This window comes from Arenibacter sp. S6351L, assembly GCF_023016025.1.
GTDB lineage: Bacteria > Bacteroidota > Bacteroidia > Flavobacteriales > Flavobacteriaceae > Arenibacter > Arenibacter algicola_B.
Genome location: NZ_JALKBB010000001.1, coordinates 402997 through 424346, shown reverse-complemented (window position 1 = coordinate 424346; position 21350 = coordinate 402997). Strand labels below are relative to the sequence as shown.

At 38.4% G+C, this 21350-nt stretch carries 28 protein-coding genes; 9 read left to right on the top strand and 19 right to left on the bottom strand.

What is annotated here, in order from left to right:
* Window positions 1-63 precede the first annotated feature (63 nt).
* From MWU82_RS01750 to MWU82_RS01740, 3 genes are read left to right on the top strand one after another with little or no spacing between them, the layout of a single operon-like run.
* Window positions 64-450, top strand: coding sequence for a VOC family protein (locus tag MWU82_RS01750; protein ID WP_215947857.1), 387 nt, complete (start codon window positions 64-66; stop codon window positions 448-450).
* A complete protein-coding gene (locus MWU82_RS01745; protein WP_215947856.1) occupies window positions 447-1055 on the top strand; it encodes an LpxA family transferase in 609 nt (202 codons plus the stop codon). The genes MWU82_RS01750 and MWU82_RS01745 overlap by 4 nt, the downstream gene beginning before the upstream one ends.
* Window positions 1056-1062: 7 nt before the next feature.
* Window positions 1063-1413: a hypothetical protein gene (locus tag MWU82_RS01740; protein WP_215947855.1), complete on the top strand. Its 351-nt coding sequence runs from the start codon at window positions 1063-1065 to the stop codon at window positions 1411-1413.
* A 117-nt stretch (window positions 1414-1530) separates the two neighbouring features.
* Here MWU82_RS01740 and MWU82_RS01735 read toward each other — a convergent pair whose 3' ends face one another.
* Window positions 1531-1995 (bottom strand): CBS domain-containing protein, encoded by a 465-nt coding sequence (locus MWU82_RS01735; RefSeq protein WP_069859037.1) that lies wholly within the window; start codon window positions 1993-1995, stop codon window positions 1531-1533.
* Between the two features lie 213 nt (window positions 1996-2208).
* On the opposite strand from MWU82_RS01735, the gene MWU82_RS01730 reads away from it, so the two are divergent.
* The 4 genes from MWU82_RS01730 (at window position 2209) to MWU82_RS01715 (ending at window position 6636) form a co-directional block, all read left to right on the top strand.
* On the top strand, window positions 2209-4491 hold the full coding sequence (locus MWU82_RS01730) for a M28 family peptidase (RefSeq protein ID WP_247095005.1): 2283 nt from the start codon (window positions 2209-2211) through the stop codon (window positions 4489-4491).
* Window positions 4488-5297, top strand: a complete 810-nt coding sequence (locus tag MWU82_RS01725; protein WP_247095004.1) for an SDR family oxidoreductase — start codon at window positions 4488-4490, stop codon at window positions 5295-5297. Before MWU82_RS01730 ends, MWU82_RS01725 begins: the two co-directional genes overlap by 4 nt.
* A gap of 122 nt (window positions 5298-5419) precedes the next feature.
* Window positions 5420-5794: a hypothetical protein gene (locus tag MWU82_RS01720; protein ID WP_215947852.1), complete on the top strand. Its 375-nt coding sequence runs from the start codon at window positions 5420-5422 to the stop codon at window positions 5792-5794.
* Window positions 5795-5931: 137 nt separating this feature from the next.
* Window positions 5932-6636 carry a hypothetical protein gene (locus MWU82_RS01715; protein WP_247095003.1) on the top strand — a complete coding sequence of 235 codons (705 nt, stop codon included), beginning with the start codon at window positions 5932-5934 and terminating at the stop codon, window positions 6634-6636.
* Between the two features lie 124 nt (window positions 6637-6760).
* On the opposite strand, the gene MWU82_RS01710 is transcribed toward MWU82_RS01715, so the two are convergent.
* The 9 genes from MWU82_RS01710 to MWU82_RS01670 all read right to left on the bottom strand — a co-directional run bounded on the left by MWU82_RS01710 (window position 6761) and on the right by MWU82_RS01670 (window position 14502).
* The gene (locus tag MWU82_RS01710; protein ID WP_247095002.1) at window positions 6761-7261 is read right to left on the bottom strand and encodes a nuclear transport factor 2 family protein; all 501 of its coding nucleotides are present in this window, start codon (window positions 7259-7261) and stop codon (window positions 6761-6763) included.
* Entirely contained in the window at window positions 7254-7748 is a 495-nt protein-coding gene (locus MWU82_RS01705) for a hypothetical protein (protein ID WP_215947850.1), read from the bottom strand. The genes MWU82_RS01710 and MWU82_RS01705 overlap by 8 nt, the downstream gene beginning before the upstream one ends.
* 168 nt (window positions 7749-7916) lie before the next feature.
* Window positions 7917-9293, bottom strand: coding sequence for a 30S ribosomal protein S6--L-glutamate ligase (gene rimK, locus MWU82_RS01700; protein WP_215947849.1), 1377 nt, complete (start codon window positions 9291-9293; stop codon window positions 7917-7919).
* A gap of 122 nt (window positions 9294-9415) precedes the next feature.
* Window positions 9416-9832 (bottom strand): bleomycin resistance protein, encoded by a 417-nt coding sequence (locus tag MWU82_RS01695; RefSeq protein ID WP_215947848.1) that lies wholly within the window; start codon window positions 9830-9832, stop codon window positions 9416-9418.
* 179 nt (window positions 9833-10011) lie between these two features.
* Complete coding sequence (locus tag MWU82_RS01690; protein ID WP_247095001.1) at window positions 10012-10722, bottom strand: RMD1 family protein; 711 nt, start codon at window positions 10720-10722, stop codon at window positions 10012-10014.
* Between the two features lie 75 nt (window positions 10723-10797).
* Window positions 10798-11112 carry a hypothetical protein gene (locus tag MWU82_RS01685; RefSeq protein ID WP_103442589.1) on the bottom strand — a complete coding sequence of 105 codons (315 nt, stop codon included), beginning with the start codon at window positions 11110-11112 and terminating at the stop codon, window positions 10798-10800.
* A gap of 3 nt (window positions 11113-11115) precedes the next feature.
* Window positions 11116-12093, bottom strand: a complete 978-nt coding sequence (locus MWU82_RS01680) for a deoxyhypusine synthase family protein (protein ID WP_215947846.1) — start codon at window positions 12091-12093, stop codon at window positions 11116-11118.
* A complete protein-coding gene (gene speB, locus MWU82_RS01675) occupies window positions 12080-13024 on the bottom strand; it encodes an agmatinase (protein WP_215947845.1) in 945 nt (314 codons plus the stop codon). Before speB ends, MWU82_RS01680 begins: the two co-directional genes overlap by 14 nt.
* Before the next feature lie 20 nt (window positions 13025-13044).
* Window positions 13045-14502 carry an arginine decarboxylase gene (locus tag MWU82_RS01670; protein ID WP_215947844.1) on the bottom strand — a complete coding sequence of 486 codons (1458 nt, stop codon included), beginning with the start codon at window positions 14500-14502 and terminating at the stop codon, window positions 13045-13047.
* Window positions 14503-14964: 462 nt separating this feature from the next.
* Here MWU82_RS01670 and MWU82_RS01665 point away from each other — a divergent pair, with 462 nt between their 5' ends.
* Window positions 14965-15687: a hypothetical protein gene (locus MWU82_RS01665; RefSeq protein ID WP_247095000.1), complete on the top strand. Its 723-nt coding sequence runs from the start codon at window positions 14965-14967 to the stop codon at window positions 15685-15687.
* 121 nt (window positions 15688-15808) lie between these two features.
* On the opposite strand, the gene MWU82_RS01660 is transcribed toward MWU82_RS01665, so the two are convergent.
* From MWU82_RS01660 to MWU82_RS01625, 8 genes are all read right to left on the bottom strand, one after another.
* Window positions 15809-16318 carry a hypothetical protein gene (locus tag MWU82_RS01660; RefSeq protein WP_215947842.1) on the bottom strand — a complete coding sequence of 170 codons (510 nt, stop codon included), beginning with the start codon at window positions 16316-16318 and terminating at the stop codon, window positions 15809-15811.
* Between the two features lie 121 nt (window positions 16319-16439).
* Window positions 16440-16814, bottom strand: a complete 375-nt coding sequence (locus MWU82_RS01655; protein ID WP_215947841.1) for a hypothetical protein — start codon at window positions 16812-16814, stop codon at window positions 16440-16442.
* A gap of 58 nt (window positions 16815-16872) precedes the next feature.
* Window positions 16873-17304: a cyclic pyranopterin monophosphate synthase MoaC gene (gene moaC / locus MWU82_RS01650; protein WP_247094999.1), complete on the bottom strand. Its 432-nt coding sequence runs from the start codon at window positions 17302-17304 to the stop codon at window positions 16873-16875.
* Window positions 17305-17306: 2 nt separating this feature from the next.
* The gene (locus MWU82_RS01645; protein WP_215947839.1) at window positions 17307-17750 is read right to left on the bottom strand and encodes a molybdenum cofactor biosynthesis protein MoaE; all 444 of its coding nucleotides are present in this window, start codon (window positions 17748-17750) and stop codon (window positions 17307-17309) included.
* A gap of 264 nt (window positions 17751-18014) precedes the next feature.
* Complete coding sequence (locus MWU82_RS01640) at window positions 18015-18194, bottom strand: adenylosuccinate synthetase (protein ID WP_247094998.1); 180 nt, start codon at window positions 18192-18194, stop codon at window positions 18015-18017.
* A 209-nt stretch (window positions 18195-18403) separates the two neighbouring features.
* The gene (locus MWU82_RS01635; protein WP_247094997.1) at window positions 18404-18760 is read right to left on the bottom strand and encodes a hypothetical protein; all 357 of its coding nucleotides are present in this window, start codon (window positions 18758-18760) and stop codon (window positions 18404-18406) included.
* Between the two features lie 701 nt (window positions 18761-19461).
* Entirely contained in the window at window positions 19462-19782 is a 321-nt protein-coding gene (locus MWU82_RS01630) for a type II toxin-antitoxin system RelE/ParE family toxin (RefSeq protein ID WP_072859854.1), read from the bottom strand.
* Window positions 19773-20015: a hypothetical protein gene (locus tag MWU82_RS01625; RefSeq protein ID WP_072859855.1), complete on the bottom strand. Its 243-nt coding sequence runs from the start codon at window positions 20013-20015 to the stop codon at window positions 19773-19775. Before MWU82_RS01625 ends, MWU82_RS01630 begins: the two co-directional genes overlap by 10 nt.
* Before the next feature lie 463 nt (window positions 20016-20478).
* Here MWU82_RS01625 and MWU82_RS01620 point away from each other — a divergent pair, with 463 nt between their 5' ends.
* Complete coding sequence (locus MWU82_RS01620; RefSeq protein WP_072859856.1) at window positions 20479-20826, top strand: hypothetical protein; 348 nt, start codon at window positions 20479-20481, stop codon at window positions 20824-20826.
* A gap of 49 nt (window positions 20827-20875) precedes the next feature.
* On the opposite strand, the gene MWU82_RS01615 is transcribed toward MWU82_RS01620, so the two are convergent.
* Window positions 20876-21340 (bottom strand): DUF6730 family protein, encoded by a 465-nt coding sequence (locus MWU82_RS01615; RefSeq protein ID WP_072859857.1) that lies wholly within the window; start codon window positions 21338-21340, stop codon window positions 20876-20878.
* Between the last annotated feature and the right edge of the window lie 10 nt (window positions 21341-21350).

Here is a 21350-nt window from a genome sequence, read left to right as displayed (position 1 = left end):
TAATCGTTTGTAATCGGATAATTTGTACCTTATTGGTTCTAAAACAGTTTCCAATAACAAAGAATGACCTTAAATAAAGTACACCATATTGCCATCATATGCTCGGATTATAAGCAATCCAAAAAATTCTATGTGGAAGAATTAGGTCTGGAACCTTTGCAGGAAATTTATAGGGAAGAACGGGGTTCCTACAAACTGGATTTGGCATTGAACGGAAATTATATCATTGAATTATTCTCATTTCCCAAACCACCCCCCAGATCCACTAGACCAGAAGCAACCGGTTTAAGACACTTGGCCTTTGAGGTGGACGATTTGGATACCAGCTTATTGGATTTGTCCGAAAAAGGCATTTTGGCCGAACCTGTCCGTACTGACGAGTATACCCAAAAAAAGTTCACCTTCATCTTTGACCCAGACAATTTACCTATAGAATTATACCAAAAATGACCGCTATAACTACATACATAGCGCATTTTTACACCCTTTTTCCCGACCAGAAAGGAGTGCCTCCATGGGAAATAACACCATCCATATCATCTTTAATAACCAAGAAGATTCTGGACCTTAATACTGACGATTATGCCATTACAGGTAGAATTGCTATCCATAAAACTGCAGTAATCGAAAATGGGGCAATTTTAAAAGAACCCCTCATTATATCTGGAAACTGCTTTGTTGCCAGCCACGCTTATCTCCGGGGCGGAGTGTTTTTGGGCGAGGGGGTGCGGATAGGCCCAGGTAGTGAGATCAAGTCCAGTATTATTGGCGATCATTCGGCCATGGCCCATTTTAATTTTATAGGGGACAGTATTATTGGTGAGCATGTAAATTTTGAGGCAGGAGCACTTATTGCCAATCACTATAACGAAAGGTCCGATAAGACCATTTGGGTCCAAGTAAATGGTAGCAGGACCAATACCGGCTCCATTAAATTTGGCGCCTTGGTCGGGGACAATTCCAACATAGGGGCCAATGCCGTACTTTCCCCAGGTACCTTATTACCAAGGGAATCAGTAGTAAAACGATTGGAGCTTATTGAACAAAACAACTGAAAGAACCATGGAAAAAAAATGCTTGGAATGTGGAGAAAAGATTTTGGGCAGAATAGACAAAAAATTCTGCTCGGACTACTGTAGAAATGCCTACAATAATAAACTGAACAAAGACAGTAAAAATCTGGTCAGGAATATAAATAACCGCTTGCGCAAAAACTACAGAATCTTGGATAGCTACCCCCTAACCGATGGCAAGACCAAAACTACCAAGACCAGATTAATGGACAAGGGTTTCGATTTTGAGTATATCACCAATTTATATACCACCAAAAAAGGAACCACCTACTATTTTGTATATGACCTGGGCTATCTTCCGTTGGACAATGATTATTATATGATCGTGAAAAGGGAGTAGAATATTACCCCAATTAAGAATGCCCTTGAACTGTTTCAAGAAACAGTTCAAGGGCATAAAAATTATAAGTTTTGTTGTTTTGATAGCCGTCAGCTCAGGGGAAGTGAAAGCAGCTTTCTATTTATAGTTGTGTCCGCTTAATTTAAGGGCTGCTATTACGATATCCTTGCGACTTATTTGCCCCACCAATATCCCGTTTTTCATAACCGGCAACCTTCTTCTTTTATGTTTGTCAAAAATACCGGCGGCATCAAAAATAGACATATCATGAGGTATGGTCTCTACCTCCTTTGTCATGAATCGCTCAACACTCTTGTCCAAGATAGGTTGATTAAAATAGCGGCTTTCCGAAATCTGTTTCATACAATCCGCCTCGGAGATTATACCTACCAAAAATCCGTTGTTATCCAATACAGGACCACCAGAAATATGGTATTTGGCCAAATGCTCCATAACCGTTAAAATAGATTGATCAGGACTAAAGGTGATCAGCTTTTTTGTCATATAGTCCTCTACTAAAATGGGAGCATCAAATTCCTTTTTTACGACCTTGCGAACTCCCTGAAAACTTTTTATTCCCATACCGTTTATTTTTAGGTTAATTTGAAAGATAGTATTTTTTTAATAATTACACAACTATTTAATATTTAATCAGTTGTATTGATAAATATTCATTTAAATTCTTGCGTATAATTCAATTCGAAAAAACCCTGAAAACCTGAAATTATTGGTTATACCGAACACTATAATGTAATACAGGGATAATTTCTTACTTTTAAGTTTTTACTAAATACTATGAAGCAATATTCTTCTCCCATAACCCTTCTACTTCTCCTGCTTGCCATTTATTGGAGCTTTGAAGCCTCTATGCCAAGCTACACTCCGGACGCCAATATTGAAAATATTTCATTTTCAACGGACAGGGCCCTTGTCCATGTAAAAAATATGTCCGAAAAACCACATGCCGTAGGTTTTCCGGCACATTCAGAGGTTAGGGATTATGTTATATCGGAATTGACCAAGCTGGGATTGGAAACAACTACCCAACAAGGTTATACCGCTGGGGACTGGGGAAATTTTAGTAGTGCAACCAATATATTGGCTAGAATAAAAGGCAGCGAAAAGGGAAAGGCTTTACTTTTGCTTTCGCATTACGATAGCAACCCCCATTCATCTTTGGGCGCCAGCGATGCCGCAAGTGGGGTGGCAACCATATTGGAAGGTGTAAGGGCCTTCCTAGAGCAAAACAATACGCCTAAAAACGATATCATTATTTTAATTTCCGATGCTGAGGAATTGGGACTTAACGGTGCGGATTTATTTGTAAACAATCATCCGTGGGTACGGGAAACAGGATTGGTTTTAAATTTTGAAGCTCGGGGAAGTGGAGGACCCTCCTATATGTTATTGGAAACCAATAGGGGTAATTCGAAGGTCATTGATGAGTTTATTAAGGCAAATCCGAAATACCCTGCAGCCAATTCATTGGTCTATAGCGTATACAAAATGCTTCCCAATGATACCGACCTTACCGTGTTCCGGGAAGATATGGACATAGAGGGACTAAATTTTGCTTTTATAGACGACCATTATGACTACCATACCGCGCGCGATAATTATGAGCGTTTGGACCGTAATACCCTTGCTCACCAAGGCAGTTATCTAATGCCCTTGTTGAAGCACTTTAGCAATTCCGACCTAACCAACCTAAAAAGCCCGAACGATTCCATTTATTTCAATATTCCATTCTTTAGATTGGTCACTTATCCCTTCGATTGGATTTTCCCTATGCTGGTACTGGCCATAATAGGCTTTTTGACACTTTTGTTCCTGGGATTTAGAAATAGTTCCTTGGAAATCAAAGAAATTGGAAAGGGCTTTGTTCCCCTACTTTTAATCTTGGCCATTAATGGGGTAGTAGGTTATTTTGGCTGGACAGTACTTAAAAGTCTCTACCCGCAATATCAGGATATCCTTCATGGCTTCACCTATAACGGCTATGCCTACATAGCGGCTTTTGTACTCTTTTCAGTGGCTGTCGGTTTTTGGGCCTATCATAAATTCGGAAAGGCAAAGACCCAAAACCTCTTAATTGCCCCGTTGTTTCTATGGTTAATTCTTTGTGGGGCGGTTGCCGTATATTTAAAGGGGGCCAGCTTTTTTATAATTCCTGTATTTGCATTGCTCGCCTCCTTGCTGATCCTAACACACCAAAAACTGCCCAGTCCATACGTGTTGCTATTTTTGGCTTTGCCTGCCATATGGATCTACACCCCTCTAATTAAAATGTTCCCGGTGGGTCTTGGCCTTAAGATGATGATTACCGCTACCCTTTTAACCTCTTTGACCTTTTTCCTATTGCTTCCGGTTTTTGGTCCCTTAAAAAACAAAAACCGCTTGGCCTATATGTTCATGCTACTCTGTTTTGGTTTTCTTTTGTCAGCCCACTTTTCTTCGGGTTTTGATAAAGAAAATGCGAAACCCACAAGTCTGGTATATATTCTTGACGCGGACAAAAACACTGCACAATGGGCTACCTATAATCATGTTCTATCCAGTTGGACATCGCAATACATAGATATGAACAAGGCACAGCCCAAAAATTCGGGCTATGATGCCCTAAGCAGTAAATATGGAACAGGGTTTAGTTACATTTCCGAAGCTCCGGTAAAAAATATTACCCCCCCTAAAATAGAAACTACCTTGGATACCATTATAGGGGACCATAGAAAATTGGAAATATGTATTACGCCCCAACGCAACACAAACCGCCTGGAAATATTTACGAATGATGTAGAAATTATAAAGACCAATATAAATAAAATAGAACTGTCCGACTATTATCTAAAAAATAGGAAAAACAATAAGTTGGTCACCCACTATATCAGTAATAACGATTATACCGAATTGCAGATTACCATCCCCAAGGAGAGTGCTTTGGAACTTACCTTGTATGAAGCTTCCAACGATCTATTGAACAATCCATTATTTACTGTCCCTCCGAGGCCAGAAGACAATATTCCAATGCCATTTGTTTTAAACGACGCCATTTTGATTAGCAAAAAGATAGCGTTTTGAACAAAAAGATCGGCATTCTAGGCTGTGGGTGGCTGGGATTACCTTTGGCCAAATCCCTCATACATGAGGAACATACCGTGTTCGGAACCACCACCTCCGATTCCAAAATAGAGATATTGCAGAAAGCCAATATTGTACCATTTACCATTGGTCTAACAGAGAAAGGAATTGAAGGACAGATCGACAACTTTTTAGCGGCATTGGACTTATTGATTATAAACGTTCCTCCAAAGTTGCGTTCGGCTCCCCAAGAGAGCTTTATTAAAAAAATGTTCCATCTATATGATAAAATAAAAAAAACTCCACTTAGCCGTATTATTTTTATTAGTAGCACCTCTGTATATGGCAACATCGACGGACTAATCACAGAAGACTCCCCTACCCGACCAAATACGGAGTCGGGCAGGCAACTTCTAGCGGCAGAGAATATTTTTTTGAACGACGGGGACCTGAATAGCACCATTATTAGGTTTGGGGGCCTAATTGGGCCATCAAGGCATCCTGTAACCCATCTTGCCGGTAAAACCGATCTTAGCAATGGCAATGACCCAGTGAATCTAATTCATCTAAATGACTGTATAGGAATTATCACAATGGCCATAAATGGGAATTGGGAAAATAAAGTCATTAATGGGGTGTATCCCCTCCACCCTACAAAGGAGACTTATTATACCACTGAAGCTATAAAAAGAGGGCTTTTGCCGCCCGTTTACACCAAAAATTTAGATAAAATAGGAAACAAAAGCATAGAAAGTAAGTATTTAAATGTTAAAATCTACCCTTATAACACTTCAATTGTAAGTTAATTCACCACACATTTTTGTACTTTCACAACAAAGTCACCCACTTTTGGTTAAATTACACCCTTGATTATTAACCGTTTATCGATTAGTCCGTACCTTTAAGTAAACGAATAAATTCAATTATCATGGAAAATTCAGGTCTAAAAACAAGAGTACTTACCGAAATTGAAAATTTAATTTCCAAAAGCTGCTCCAAAAGCAAAATGTCCCAAAAATTTCAAAATCTGCATGTTGCCATATTAAAAAAATATTACAATGCTGCAGATGTATCCATTGACTATCATAGAAAGAGAGTCATTATGGATATTGTTATGGACGACAGCTGTTATGACCCCAAAAAAGTGAATTCCAGCCTTCCAATTCTCAGGGCAAATTTACTTTTCAAGAATTTAAAAGAGTTCTTAAGTTCTAGCTTGGACAAGGACAACGTGAGTATTGCATTTTATGCCAGACTTATTCGGGCATACGAAAACAGAAATGTTACGCTCACCGTTGTTTAACCCAGACCCAGACCAACCATATTAGAAAAAAGGATGCCGATCGGCATCCTTTTTTATTGCCTATCCAAGGTTTAAGACATTCCTTAACAAATGGTTAGAAATAATTTACTAGTTTTGGCACACTAAAAATTAGAACAATGAAGAAAATAGTACTGATCCTACTAGTTATGGTAGGATTTACAGCAAATTCACAGACAAAAAGTGAGTTGCTTACGCATTATGAGGCCTATTATGACCAAATGAGACAACAGGGTGACATAAATGGGGTTATTAGCGCCATTACCCACCTTAACATACTTTCTCCAAGCAAAGAACGCAATGATACCTTGGCATACATTTACACCACGGACAATCAGCATTTACAAGCTTTAAATACGATTGGGATTGAAAAAAACGAATCGGACTCCGATTTGGCCGTACAGGTAAAAGCTATTTCCCTAAAAGCGTTGAACCAACCAAAAAGGGCTTTGGAACAGTTTGAAATTCTTAATAAGAGAGGACCAAATCCGTATCTGGCGTATGAATTGGCAGATCTAAAAATTCAGACCGGTGACAATGAAGGTGCAGCTGCCAATATTGAATTTGGAATTGCCAATGCGAAGGACGATATGAAATATGCATTCTATGAAAGGCAACAACCCTACGAGGTTGCCTTAAAGGCGGCATTTATCCATTTGAAGGCCCTGGTAGAATTCAATAAAGATCAAACCGATATAGATGGTGCTTTGGCTACCATTGATGAAGCTTTAAAAATAGACCCCAATTTTAATTTGGCCAGTCTAAGTAGACAAGCTTTACAGTCCAGAAAAGAGAAACAAGAGAATAAGGAAACAAAGGAATAGTCCATTTAATTTCCTGCCCAACTCTGTGCTTCCTTTAAAATGGAGCATAAAAAAACCACTGTACAACACAACAGTGGTTTTTTTTATGTACTAAAGATTATAACCTTCCCTTTCTTAACGAGGTCTATTGCTTGATCAAATCTTTGATAATCCTGTCATCCTTTTCCTGTTTGATCAGGACTACCTCGGAAACATTTTCATTGGGAATTACAAGAGAAAGTACATAATGCGCTATTTTCCATTCCCCGGATTCTTTCCTAAGTACCCCGGAACCGCGACATAGTTTCATCTGGGTATTCAATAATTCATCAAACCAGGCATAATCCCCCTCATCATTGACATACACTTGTCGTTCCACGGCTTTAAAGTTCCACGCCTTCCCCTTTTCAAAATGGGGCTTTGCATAAGCCTTAAATTCTTCGATTTGCCAATTCTCGGAAGCATCCGTACCTATAAACACGGCATCGGAAGTCATTAAATTAAAATAGGCATCAAAATCGGCGCTCCCTGCCGCGCTGTGCCAGCTATCCAAAATGTTCCCTATTTCCAATTTATCCACTTGTGCCTGGGACCTCAGCTGTAAGGACAAAAGGACGACCAACATAAACATCAGGGCCCTACTCACTTAAAATTAGAATAGTGTCCAACTTGCTGTTGACAATAACGTTGAACTGGTTCCTAAATGCGTTATAAGCATTGATCATTTCTATGGTGGACGCTTTGGTACCAACCCTATACTCCATATTTCCCTTTGTTTTAAGAATATAGGTCTTAAAGACCTTTTGTCTACTCTTAATCTGTGGCTTATCAAATGTTGCCGGATATGTAGATGCTTCCAGCGTTTTTTGTTTCTCGATCAAATCTTCAATGACCAATTCCAAATCCTCCCTATTGGCCACCCGGTACAACGATTCAAAAGTAGTTTCCAAACCGTTGAACTCCTGCCATTCCTTTAAGATTGTCAGGGCCTGTTCATTAATTTCACTGGGTTTGGGGAGCGAATCCACACTGAAAAACTCCTCCGCCTTTTCTTCAACGGCCTCTGTGTTTGCCTGCTGTTTACAAGAGCCCAACAATATGAAAACAATGAGGTAAAACAATATTCTTCCCATAGGACGAAGGTACAAATTTTAATAAACGCCAGCTTTGGCAGCATTTAAATTTAACTAGGTTTTAATTCAAAAATCAGTTCTAGTCCTTGGGGCATGCAATTAAATTGGGAAGGCATGAACGATGGCCACACCTTCCCAATTTATTTTACTTCCTATTAAAACTAGCGACTAGCTATTGAATTTAATCTTACTCTCTATAGCCCGGATCATGATACTGGCAATATCCTTCCCCGTAGCATTTTCAATTCCCTCCAATCCCGGGGATGAATTTACCTCAAGCAGTAAGGGTCCTTTATTGGAACGGATGATGTCCACTCCGGCAACGGCCAGATTTAGAACCTTGGCGGCCTTTACGGCCAACTTCCTTTCTTCGGACGTGATCCTTATAATGGAAGCCTTCCCCCCTTGGTGCAGGTTTGCACGAAATTCCCCCTTTTCAGCTTGGCGCTGTATTGAGGCCACTACTTTTCCATTTACTACAAAACAGCGTATATCCTGGCCGTTTGCTTCTTTTATGAACTCCTGTACCAAAATATTGGTCTGCACACTTTTAAAGGCGTTTATAACACTTTCTGCAGCCTTGTTTGTCTCTGCCAACACCACGCCCTTACCCTGGGTACTTTCCAATAGTTTTATAATCAAAGGAGCCCCGTTGACCATCCTGATAAGATCTTTGGTATCCATAGGAGATTTGGCAAATCCTGTAATAGGGATATGTATGTCATTTTTGGAAAAAAGCTGGGATGCAAACAATTTGTCCCTGGACTGGGTAATGGCCTCTGCCGAATTTAAACAGTACACCCCAAGATTGTCGAATTGCCTTATCAAGGCACAGCCGTAAAAGGTAACCGCCGGTTTTATCCTAGGTATAATGGCATCGAACTCATTTAATATGTTACCTCCCCTATATCTAATCTCCGGAGAATTGGCATCCAATTTCATATAGGCGTGCTCCACATTTAAAAACACCATATCATGGCCCAAAGCCTCACCGGCTTCCATTATTCGCTTGTTGCTGTACAACAAGGGATTACTGGCCAACAGTGCAATTTTAAGCCCTGTTTTTTCTTTAAAATGAGAGGCATATCTCTGATTTATTTCTGTTGCCGTGAACTCTCCCAAATTAAAACTAACCGCAGGGTTTACCACAAAACGTTCATTTAGTGCCTCCCTGCCCAAAAGCATACGGTACTCCATAGTATCCCTATTGGCCAAGGTAAGTTCTATTTCAAAAGTATGACTGCCAACACGTACCGGGGTCTTTATTACAAACCGCTCCTCGGATATCCCTGAAGAACTCTTTACCGTTCTACGGTCTACCAAACGCGCCTTGCAGTCTATATTGATACCCCTATTGTCCTGTAGGGGATTAACCTCGAACTTTACCCATTCATGGGCCCCTTTGGTAAACACTTTTATATTATTTGCCTGAATAGAAGAAGTTTTCGCCCCGGAATCTACCCTAGCCTTTATGGCAGGAATCTCCAAATCCTCAAATACACACCATTCCTCACTACCAATAATATCCAGGTCCTTATACTTCATTGCTATATCTAAATTTTCTTTTTAATTAATTGCAAAAATAAAACACTTGACCCCTGGGAATCAAGAATAAATGATTATTAATTTATTAAATGACGGTAGGCTTTCTGAAATAATCCTTAAAATCAGGATAAAAACATCTCTTTTTGCTTTTTGAAACATTTAAATTCTACCATGTGCCCATTGGGATCCTGAATAAAAAAGGACTTATGCTCGCCTATCTTGTCCTTTAAAAATACGACCTCGGTCGTAAGTTCATATTCCGACTTCATTAATTTGGCATGCAAATTATTCCAAGTGCTTTCATCCACAATTACCCCAAAGTGAAAAGATGGGAGCACAGTATCTTCAAACTTATAGGTTTTAAAGGTAAAATTAAAAATGCCTGCTTTGGTAAATGTAATCTGGTTCCCAAAAAGATTGATATCCAGCCATCGGGAAGAGTGCCTTCCCAATTCGGCACCTATGACATCTACGTAGAAATCTTCTGTTTTGCTTATGCTTAGACAGGGCAATGACATATGGAAGGGTGCATTTTTCATCTGTTTATATTTAATTCATAATAATTGAGGTCATCCCGACACCTATCGGGTGCAATTCGCCATTAAACAACCACTCCCGATAATCATCGGGTGTTTTAAAGAATTTTTATGGCTCATTTCATCTGGCTTTAATAAAGTAATGATGCTTTAACTAAGGTAGTAAAAAGATCAATTACAATTTACCTCAACAACCTAAATACAAAAAGATCCAAAACCTCTACCAAAATCAGTATAATAATGACCCACTCCAATCTACTGCTTTCCCTATGGTCCCAAATATCCTTAAACAACTCCAGGTTTTCTTTAATAATCCCTAATTGCTCGTGTATATTCCTATACCTTATCTTTAGGTCGAACGTTTGTTTAAGTTCCAGATTTAACCTGTTCAGCTGCTCATTTTCCCAAGTACTGTCCGGCTCATCAAAAATATATAGGTTTTCTGATATCTGATTTTTAATATTCAGGACCTTCCCTATAAACTGCTTTAGCTTAATTCCCGAAATATTCAACTTTCCCTTCTTTTCCAAATATTGGGTGTGTTCATTAGTCTCTTCCAAAAGCTGTTGTGTAATTTCGGAATATTGGTCCAACGCCACCGATTGGGAAGTATTCAACATTACCAATCTAATAAACTCGGCATCAAAACTGGGTAAGATAACTTTATCGAAAGCCACCTTTTGGTGGCCTTCGATTATTTCTACTTTTATAGTCTCTGTAAATTGGGGAGCGTTTTTCTCCTTGGTAATTGCGGAAAGGGCGTCTAAAATCTTCGCTTTTTCATCCTCGGAATGATTAAAAAAAGAGATTAGACCATATTGAAAGATATAAACGAATTTTTTTTCGCCGTTTTTTAAATAAAGCTCATCACTGTCCGAAAACAATATTTTCAAGGGCAATAGAGATTTACATTGCCTAATATTGATCGAAGATGCTATATGAACGGCAACAACCTCAAACATCACGAGTTAATCATCGTCATCATCTCCCTCTACTCCTTCCATATCCACATCTGGAATGGCCTCTGGATCGTCATCGTCAAAATCCTCATAATCATCCTCGTCATAATTGGCCATAGTCTTTTCCAACTTGGCGCTAATCTTGACAAGATATTTGGTATCCTCGGTAGTTACCTCAACGGCCTCTATACGTTCCCCTTGCGCATTCTTGAAGGAGATGATATTAAGATCGTCGTACCCATCCGGATACTTCTCAACCAAAAGTTTCAAAACTTCGGGAGTAAGTTTTTTAAAGTCTACAATAACTCTTTTTAAATTGTCCATATACTACATGTCTAATAGGTACGCAAAAATTAAGGGCGCAACAATGGTTGCATCACTTTCAATAATAAACTTAGGGGTGTCTATATCCAATTTCCCCCAGGTAATTTTTTCATTCGGCACTGCACCGGAATAGGAACCATAACTTGTGGTAGAGTCACTTATTTGGCAAAAATAACTCCAAAACGGTGTATCTGTCCTTTCAAGATCTTGGTACAACATGGGCACCACGCAAATTGGGAAATCTCCGGCAATTCCACCACCTATCTGAAAAAATCCGATCCCTTTTTCAGAATTTGCGGTATACCAATCTGCCAGAAAGGTCATATATTCAATCCCGGACTTCATGGTACTGGCCTTTAACTCACCTTTTACCACATAAGAGGCAAAGATATTCCCCATGGTACTGTCTTCCCAACCTGGACAAACAATAGGTAAATTCTTCTCGGCTGCGGCATACATCCACGAATCCTTGAGATCTATCTCATAATATTCTTCCAGAACACCGGAAAGCAACAATTTGTACATGAACTCATGTGGCAAATATCTTTCCCCGTCGTCTTCAGCTTTTTTCCAAATTTCAAAAATATGCTTTTGCAACCTTCGGAAGGCTTCATGCTCAGGAATACAGGTATCCGTTACCCTGTTCAAGCCCTTCTCCAACAGATCCCACTCGTCCTGAGGGGTTAGATCACGGTAATTGGGCACACGCTTATAATGCGAATGGGCCACCAAATTCATGATATCCTCTTCCAAATTGGCCCCGGTACAGGAAATGATATGCACCTTATCCTGGCGGATAACCTCAGCGAAAATCTTTCCCAATTCTGCTGTACTCATGGCTCCTGCCAAAGAGACCAACATTTTGGAACCCTGCTTTAGTTGATCTTCATATCCCTTTGCGGCATCCACCAAAGCGGCTGCGTTAAAATGTAAATAATACTTTTCAATAAAATTGGAAATTTCTCCTTTAGTCTTCGTCATCGTCGAATTTTGAATTATTATTGCCTCCCACTTTGGAATCAACGTCATAGGTGTTGTCGTATTCGTCTTCTACGGCCTCACCCATAAACTTATAGCTAAGCATTTTGTAATATAATTTGGCTGCAAGGAAATCGGAAGATTTATCCGCTTTATTGGGACAAAGTTCCACAATATCAAATCCTACAACATTTTTATCCTCAAACACCTGTTTTAGAAACTCCAAGGTCTCATAGTAAAACAAGCCTCCTGGTTCAGGGGTTCCGGTAGACGGCATAATGGACGGATCCAATGCATCCAGGTCGAAAGTTATAAAGACATTGTCCGTCATAAGATCTATTACCTTATCCGTCCAATACTCATCATTTACCATATCATGGGCGAAAAAAGTTTTCTCCTCATCTATAAAGGTTTTTTCAATGGCATCCATACTACGTATCCCCACTTGGATAAGGTTGGTGGTCTGACTTGCCTCATGAACCGCACAGGCGTGATTAAATTTACTGCCATTATATGATTTCCTTATATCTGCATGTGCGTCTATATGCAATACGGTAAGGTTATCAAAACACTCATTAAAGGCCCTAATGGTACCTATGGAAATTGAATGCTCCCCTCCGAAAAGGGTAACAAACTTATTCCGTTTAATATACTCCTTTGTGGCCTTATGTACCGCATTTACCATAGCCTCCGGAGAACTGTCCTCATCTATGGAATTCGCCAAATATATCCCTTGCTGATAGACCTCCGTATCGGTTTCTATATCATACCATTCCATATTTTCCGAGGCCTCCAAAAAAGCCTTTGGCCCTTTGTCCGCCCCTTTTCCCCAGGTACTGGTTCCATCATAAGGCACAGGTATCAAAACTACCTTTGCCTTTTCCAATTGCGCAAACTCGTCTGGTATGCCAGCGTAATTGTTAGTTGTGTTCATTTGTTTAAAGTTTATTGATTTTAAAGGTCAGATTTAATTTTCTGCTTAACGGATTCACCAACTTCAGTATTGCCGTTAAGATTCATTTCATATCCCAAAATTTTAAGCAGATCCTCTGCCTTTTGTTGTTCACTAAATAATTTGGTCGTTATATTTCCGTTTTCATCCTTATCAATTAAAATATGTTTCGGATGTGGTATTAAACAGTGCTGTAACCCGCCATAACCTCCAATGGACTCCTGATAGGCCCCTGTATTGAAGAATCCAATATAAAGCGGCTTATCCTTTCTGTACTTGGGCAAATAAATGGCGTTCATGTTTTGCTCACTATTGTAATAATCATCGCTATCGCAGGTTAGTCCGCCCAACAATACCCGCTCATATTCATCTTGCCAGCGGTTAATAGCCAGCATAATGAAACGTTTATTAATGGCCCAGGTATCCGGCAATGTGGTAATGAAAGAGGAATCGATCATGTTCCACTTTTCCCGATCGTTCTGTTGCTTCTGATATAGTATTTCATAAATGGCACCGCCACTCTCACCTACCGTAAAACTTCCAAATTCGGTAAAGATATTAGGTACTGCAACATCCGCTTCCTGACAGGCAATATTAATTTGGTTTATAATCTCATCTATCATGTATTGATAGTCGTAATCAAAAGCCAAAGAGTTCTTTATGGGGAAACCACCACCAATATTAAGACTGTCCAAGGATGGACAAATCTTTTTAAGCCTCACATACACCTTTAAACATTTAACCAATTCGTTCCAATAATAGGCATTGTCACGTATACCGGTATTAATGAAAAAGTGTAGCATTTTTAACTCTACCTTGTCATTATCCTTAATCTGATTCTCATAAAAAGGTACGATATTTTTGTATCCGATTCCCAGTCGCGAGGTATAAAATTCGAACTTTGGCTCCTCCTCGGATGCAATTCTGATTCCAACTTTAAAAGTATCGTTGATGGCATCGGACAAAAGGTCTATTTCCTCGTAATTATCGATAATAGGAATACAATTCTGATGTCCCCGGTTTATAAGATTAGCTATATTGGTAATATATTGATCCCTTTTAAATCCGTTACATATGATATAGGTATTGTCCTTAATCCTACCCCTTTCCTTTAATTTTTCAACGATATTAATATCAAAGGCGGAAGACGTTTCTATATGAATATCATTCTTTAAGGCTTCGTTCAAAACCGGTTTAAAATGGGAACTTTTGGTACAATAGCAATAATGGTATTTGCCCTTGTAATTATTTTTCTCCATGGCTATTTTAAACCATTCCTTTGCCTTGTTGATATTTTCTGAAATTTTAGGCAAATAGGTAAATTTCAAAGGACTGCCATACTGCTCTACCAAATCCATAAGTGGTATTCCATGGAACTTTAGGTTTTCGCCATCCAATGAAAACTCCTCTTGAGGAAAATAGTATGTCTGATCTATAAGATTAATGTACTTCGTGTTCATTTAAATAAATATATGAATTGTAAATAAGTAAATAGCATCGCCAAATGCAAATAATATTAGAAATTATAACTAAATCCCTAAACAATTATCTGCTTTTCAGTGGTAGGAATAAAAAAATAGTCGTGCTGACTGCACACGATGGAAGAAAAATTTGGAATACCAAGTAAATTCTGGCTACCTATACCATTAAATTTCAGTGGCCTAAACCTTGCTGCTGCCAGAAATCCAAATTTGTAAATATGGTTCATTGTACTCAACTAGATGCTAATATCAAGATAAAATTTAAGGCTAAATTGATGTGACAAATGAAAACAAAAAAAATGAAAAAACAAGCGTTTTAAAAAATTTTACGTTGAAGTAAAAAATGAATTTCCCGAATAGTAAAAAATTAACTAAAAATTAAACCCAAAGCGTTGATTTTTAACCTTTTCTTGACTATTTTTAAATAAAAACCAGATGGTCATGAAGCTTAAAAAATTCAACGTTTTTATTGGTCTTATTCTCCTCCTCTCTTTTTTTAATAAAATTACGGCCCAAATACCGGCCAACGTTTATCATTTTAAGGAAAAAAGCAAGGATGGAACCCTTCATCACGAGTTGAAATTGGACGGGGATTATTACGTCCACACCATCTATAAAGAGTCCCCTGCAGAATTTATAAAAACCATGGGTGGCTACTACACCACCTCCGACAATAACCTTATGGTTGATCTTGAATTTAATTCCAACCATAAAGAAGATAAAATTACCAGTATTAATGTACCCTATAAGCTAAAAAAAGGAAACTTGATACTCGAAGGGGCCAAGCCAATGACCTTTACCCCCACCACAATTGGTACTCAGGATCTGGACGGCAAGTGGCTAATGACTGGCCGGGTAACGGACCAAGGCGAAGAAAGAAGGGATACTTCCAGACCAAGAAAAACTATGAAATATTTATTGAACGGGCATTTTCAATGGATTGCCTATAACACCGAAACCTTCGAGTTTTTTGGTAGCGGGGGCGGAACCTACGACGCAACCAATGGCAAGTACATAGAAAATATAGGCTATTTCTCCAGGGACAATTCCCGGGTGGGAGCGGCCCTATCCTTCAATTACGAATTAAATGGCAAGGATTGGCATCATACCGGCAAAAGCAGCAAGGGCGACCCCTTAAATGAAATTTGGTCAAAACGGGAGTAATTCTAAATCCTTTGCCTTCAAAAATATATAGTACTAAAAAGGGCAATCTGTATTCCGAAAAGTCTATTTTCCAAAATACAGATTGCCCTTAACTATGTTAACTAATAAAAAACCTAGGAAATTAGGCCACCTTGGCACTTTCTATATTTGTTTTTAAAACACCATTAATGGCAGTATTCCATTTTTCGGCACGGACAAGTTCGTAATCCTCCATGTAAATACTATTGATGTCATAAAAATTTAGGGTCCTGACGGGCTTTTCATGATCTAAAAAGCTAATCTCCAAATCCAATTTCTCCAAAACCGTCTCCTTCTTATTTTTGGACTTGAGCTGGTAGGTTTTCTTTACGATTTTGACATTGGACACTTCATTAAGATCAATATTTTCCAGGGCTACAACGCCATCAAATACTTTGGAAAAAATAAGTTTCTTATTATTTGAATCCAGGGCGATGAACGAATTGCCCCAACTTTCCTTTAAATCGAATTTAAGTTTAGATTCGATCATTAAGTTTTTAACTTCTTTAGACATTATTTTTAAATCCCCTTTTCCTGATTTATTAAGGATTACAAAAGGTATGATGGTGCAAAGCACCAATAAAACTGATACCAACAACATTGATATATTCATTGTATATTTTTTTAAATTATTCCATTTATTAATTACATCCCCACCTACCAAGGCTAATGTATGGCATGGGGAATTTTCCAAAATTGGTTATTCTGGAATTAGGTGTGAGTAATGGAAAAATTTATAAAAAGGTGTGAAAGGGATAGATAATGGTTAGCGCGTCCAAACTAGCAATAATTTGGACCTCCCTTTTTAGGGACATAAGCTCCTTTTCCTTGAGTACGGAGAGGCAACTTATAGTATTAGGGGAAAATAAATTGAGATTTGGCCTTAGTTCGTTAACTGTTGGCAATTGATAATTACCTTCTGCCAAGAGCATAGTATGCCCAGAGTTCGGCATCTCGTAGGTTAGATGATGATCTGTTTGGATCTCACCATTAACCCCGGCCTTAACTTCTTTGGCCTCCTTGGTGGTAGCCATAGAGACTTGCCCTATACTTAAGAAAAGTATAAGCGCTAGAACCCTAAAAAAAAGCAAGTGCCTTGTTTTTTTCACACCACAAAGATATGCACAGATTCTCTTAAGTAACTGTTAAATTTTATTGACTGGAGAATTATAGGTCGGCACCTATATCCGACTTCCCTCCCGTTTTTCTCAATAATTTAATATGCTGTATTTCGATGCCCTTGTCTATAGGCTTTAACATATCATACATATTTAGGGCCACTATACTGGCACCGTGCATGGCTTCTACCTCTACACCAGTTTTGTAGATGGTCTTTACCGTAACCAAAACCGTTATTTGTAAACCAATTATAGAGTAAGAAATATCGGTGTATTCTATAGGCAGGGGATGGCAGTCCGGCAAAAGGTCCGCCGTCTTCTTCACTCCCAATAAACCAGCAGCCTTGCTAATGGCAAACACATCGCCTTTGGGCACCGTTTTATTATTTATGGCGCTTATAGTATCCTCTGAACTTACTTGGACTATAGCCTGGGCAATCGCCGTACGCAAAGTTGATTTTTTATGGGTGATATCTACCATCTCTATTTATTTACTTTCCATTGATAGGAATCATCCTCAAACAGTTCCTTCCCAAAAATAGGGACCTGATTCTTAATTTCCTCCACCACATGGTGCAATGCCTCAAAAACTTCTTTTCGGTGTGGCGATGACACAAAAACAAACAGGCATATTTCTCCAGTATTTACCCTTCCCAAACTGTGATAGATGTGCATACAGCTTAGGTTAAACTTGGCAAAGGTAGCCTCCCTTATTTCGTGAAATTTTAAATTGGCCATTTCCTCATAGGCCGAATATTCTATAGCGGCCACTTCCTGTCCGTCAATTAGATCTGCCCGTACCTGGCCCAAAAAGATATCGTGTGCCCCAATAGTGGTTTTGGACTGGTGCTTTGCAATGGAATTGGCAATGAACTCCGGGCTTATTGCACCTTCTACGAATACATTTTTGATTTTGCTCTTTTCCATGGTCAATACTTTGGCACTAAGGTAATCAACATTCAGGAATTTATGGTAGTAGGTGTTGGAATTGCATCACTCCCAAACTATAATCAAGGTCTTTGCGATGGGGCGTTTCTAGCGTAGACCATCCACCAATCACACCATCAAACATCTTAAGCTGCACCCCTGTTTCAATTGTAATCAGGCTAGCCTTTATTACTATAGAAATAGAGCTCTTTGCACTATGGGCCTTACTCGTAAAGTTATATTTACAAAAGTTAACTGCAACAACTAATTCTCCTTATCCTTCTTCCTTTTCTTTCTCCAAAGAATATAAAAGATAACCATTAGAATAGGCAGAATAATAAAAACAATAACATCGAATGCACTGGTAAGATCAATAGGATCATTGTCATCCGGATTTCGAGTGCCTATCGGCAATTGTAACAATAAAGGATATATGTTTAACATTGTTTGAATAGCTGTTATGCAATTTACGAAATTTAGTAGGCGTTTACTTAAGTACCCTTATCTATTTCACTTTGCCTTCATTATGACATCCAGGAGCGGCCCAGGACTTCTTTATGGTAACCAAAACTAAATTCAAGGAAGAATCTTATGGTCATGCCAGAAAACTGCCCGGTAATATCATAGTATAAGGCCGTAAAGAAATACGGCATTTATTGGGAAGAAGGCCAATTCATTATTTCCTCCCGCACCTGCTCAGAGGTTTGCTGTCTTCTTTTCGCCAGCTTTTGTATTAGAGTACTAAAACTCTTGTTGTCATATGTGGTGTCCATATCGTTTAGTTCCGGGAAATTTGCGAGATAATTATCCCGTACGGCCAACCATTGCTTTTCCAAATGCTTATCAAATCTTGAAGATGCAACACCTCCGTTGTCAACCGGTTTGCCGACCCCTTTATTTGAATCCCCATTAGGGTTTGTTTCTAGGTCAAGCCCACGATTTTGTTGAACCTCATTATTCAAACCCTTTAAAACTGACTTCTTATCTTGATTTTTATTTTCGGTAATCATTGTAATAAATTTTAATGTTAATTACATATAAATTTAATGAAGTGAACATTACTCTATTTGCTCTAACTATTTTATAATTAACCTGATAAATAACTGCCCTATACAAAACGTCAAACAAATCCTTTATGGCAAACAGCTTTATTTTGAGAAGAGTATTCCTTCAATATCCACAATACAATTACGCAATCTTGAAAATCGCCAATTACCTCAGGGCAAGATTATGATGCTTAGGAGTGTATTTTTATTACTAAATATAAATTTCTTTTTTACCACCTCCCGCCAACCTTATCAGGTACACAAGAATTAATAAAAGGAAATGCAGAACAATGAAGAAAGTATAGTTCTACTTATAAAGAAATGACCGTGCCATACACCTCAGTCTAGCCTACTTCGTAGTCTCACCAAGAATCACTTCGACGCCGCTCAGCACGGGCTTCGATCCGAAAGCTGACGCTTTTGGTGCTGCGCACCTTTGGTTCGTGACCTCACCAAGAATCGAACCTCTTTCTGTGACCCCTTTATTTTAAAGGGATTCTGATTTTTCTAGGTTTACAATGTTGACGATTTGTGAACTTTTTTGAGGATTTTTATTCCGTCTTTACAAATGTAGTCAAATGGATATAAATGGTATTGTTTAAAATCGAATAGTAATCGAGAAAATCCCTCCGCTTATGAGTTAATCTATGACTAAACTTTCGGACTTATTGCGATCTCCGTATTTTTAGGGGATATTGCCGAACGTCGAAAACATCTATAATTTCAACTCGATTTTCGTCTTCGTTTATCCAGTAAATTATTTTATAATTTTTTTTGTAGATCAAATATCGAAAACCGAGCTCTCTGTCTCTTAATAATTCTTCGATTTGGCCGATTTCGGGTTGGATTTTTAGTTTAGAAGGCTCATTAAAAATTCCATCTACAAGTTTTTTGGCAATGCGATTACCAGCTTTTTTCTGGTAATGTTTAAATATACAATGAAGTTGATCCTCAGCGAATCCAGTCCAAAATATTTCTAGGCCCATTTGTCAATTTTGGCTTTTAAATCGCTTGCCTTGATTAATTTCCCATTTTTGGAATCGTCCATCGATTGATCAATTCGGACATTAAACTCTTCGATCGTAAAAGGCTCAAACTCTTGGTTAGTTAAAGTTTTGGTTTCTTTGCTCAATATTTTTTCAAGATGGGAAATGACCTCTTCGCTTTGTAATTTCAAAAACTCCTGTACAAACTTAATTTTTCTAGATTGTAGGTCCATTTTAAATAGCTTTTACGTAAAGATACAGAATTATTGAATTTGACCCCACTATTAATTTTTTGATGGCTGTTACAGGTCTTAATTTGGCTAGAGCTTTTCTCCCCAAATCTTACAAAAACTTTGCGCGTGGATCCTATTTCGATTTTATAGTGTTCAGGTAGATAAGCGTTACATAAAATCGAATTAGGGCGCAACCTACTGACCCTTGATTGGAAAATTAGTTTCAGGGTAATATAACTACCACAAACTATCCTAATTACTGGATAAATTTGCAACCAAACATTAACGATCAACTTCTGAGTACAAGGAAGTAAGTTTGGTCTATTTTTTTACTTCCCCAATAAACTATTAATTAGATATTTCAGTTGCGAACGAGCAACTATTTTGATTTAAATGCATCATCAATATATAATCTAGAACAATGTTTTTCTACAGTGTATGTTCATTTCTAAAAAAAGTCATTATGAATATAAGGATTGTGATTAAAATATTAGTGTTACTTGTCACCATTAACTCGTGCTCCAATGATGACTCCCTGCCGAATTGTTTTCAGGAGGAGAACAGAAAAATTGAAGCAAGGTTTACAGATCTTATTGGCGAAATTGACAATGATGGCTGTCAGTCAAATTATACCATAATTGGAATTTCTACACCTCCTAACATATACCTCCCTTTGGCCCCCTGCAACCTTTCAGAAGAATTTAAGGAGGATGGTCTAAAGGTAAGGTTTAGTGGGTATATGTACGAGACCTTTGAAACGGAGGATATATGCGCCATGCCATTTGAGATCACCAAAATGGAACTGGAATAAAAGTATTGATTATCTATATTTAATAAGTGGGGTGTATATAAACTTCAACCTAGTTTTGATCTGTATTTTCCGCTTTTCTGGACCATTCCAGAAACCCCTTATAGATATCAGGATGCTGTTTAAAAAAGCTATTCAGTTCCTTTGAAATAACCACTTTTCCTTCTTCGAAGGCTTTCACCTTTTCTTCTTCGAACTGTACCACCTGATAGCCCAAATAGCCAGATATTGACAGGGATAGGATAAGGACCAAACTAACCATGAACAATAGCCATTCAGGGATAATCTGCGACTTTTTCAATTGATCCTCTATTTGAATCGTTCGTCCATCCTGTACTTTAAAATAATCCTCCTGTGTTCTGTTGAGTTCCTTCAGTTCTTTTCTGATCGTCGAAATATCCTGTACCGTTTCCGAACCCGTGAGTTCCTTGCTCAAGGTCTCCAGTTTCACCAGCATCTGTTTCAATCCATCCAATTCGTCGGTCAATAGTTCCGTAATCTCGTCCAACCTTGCCATATCTTAATCT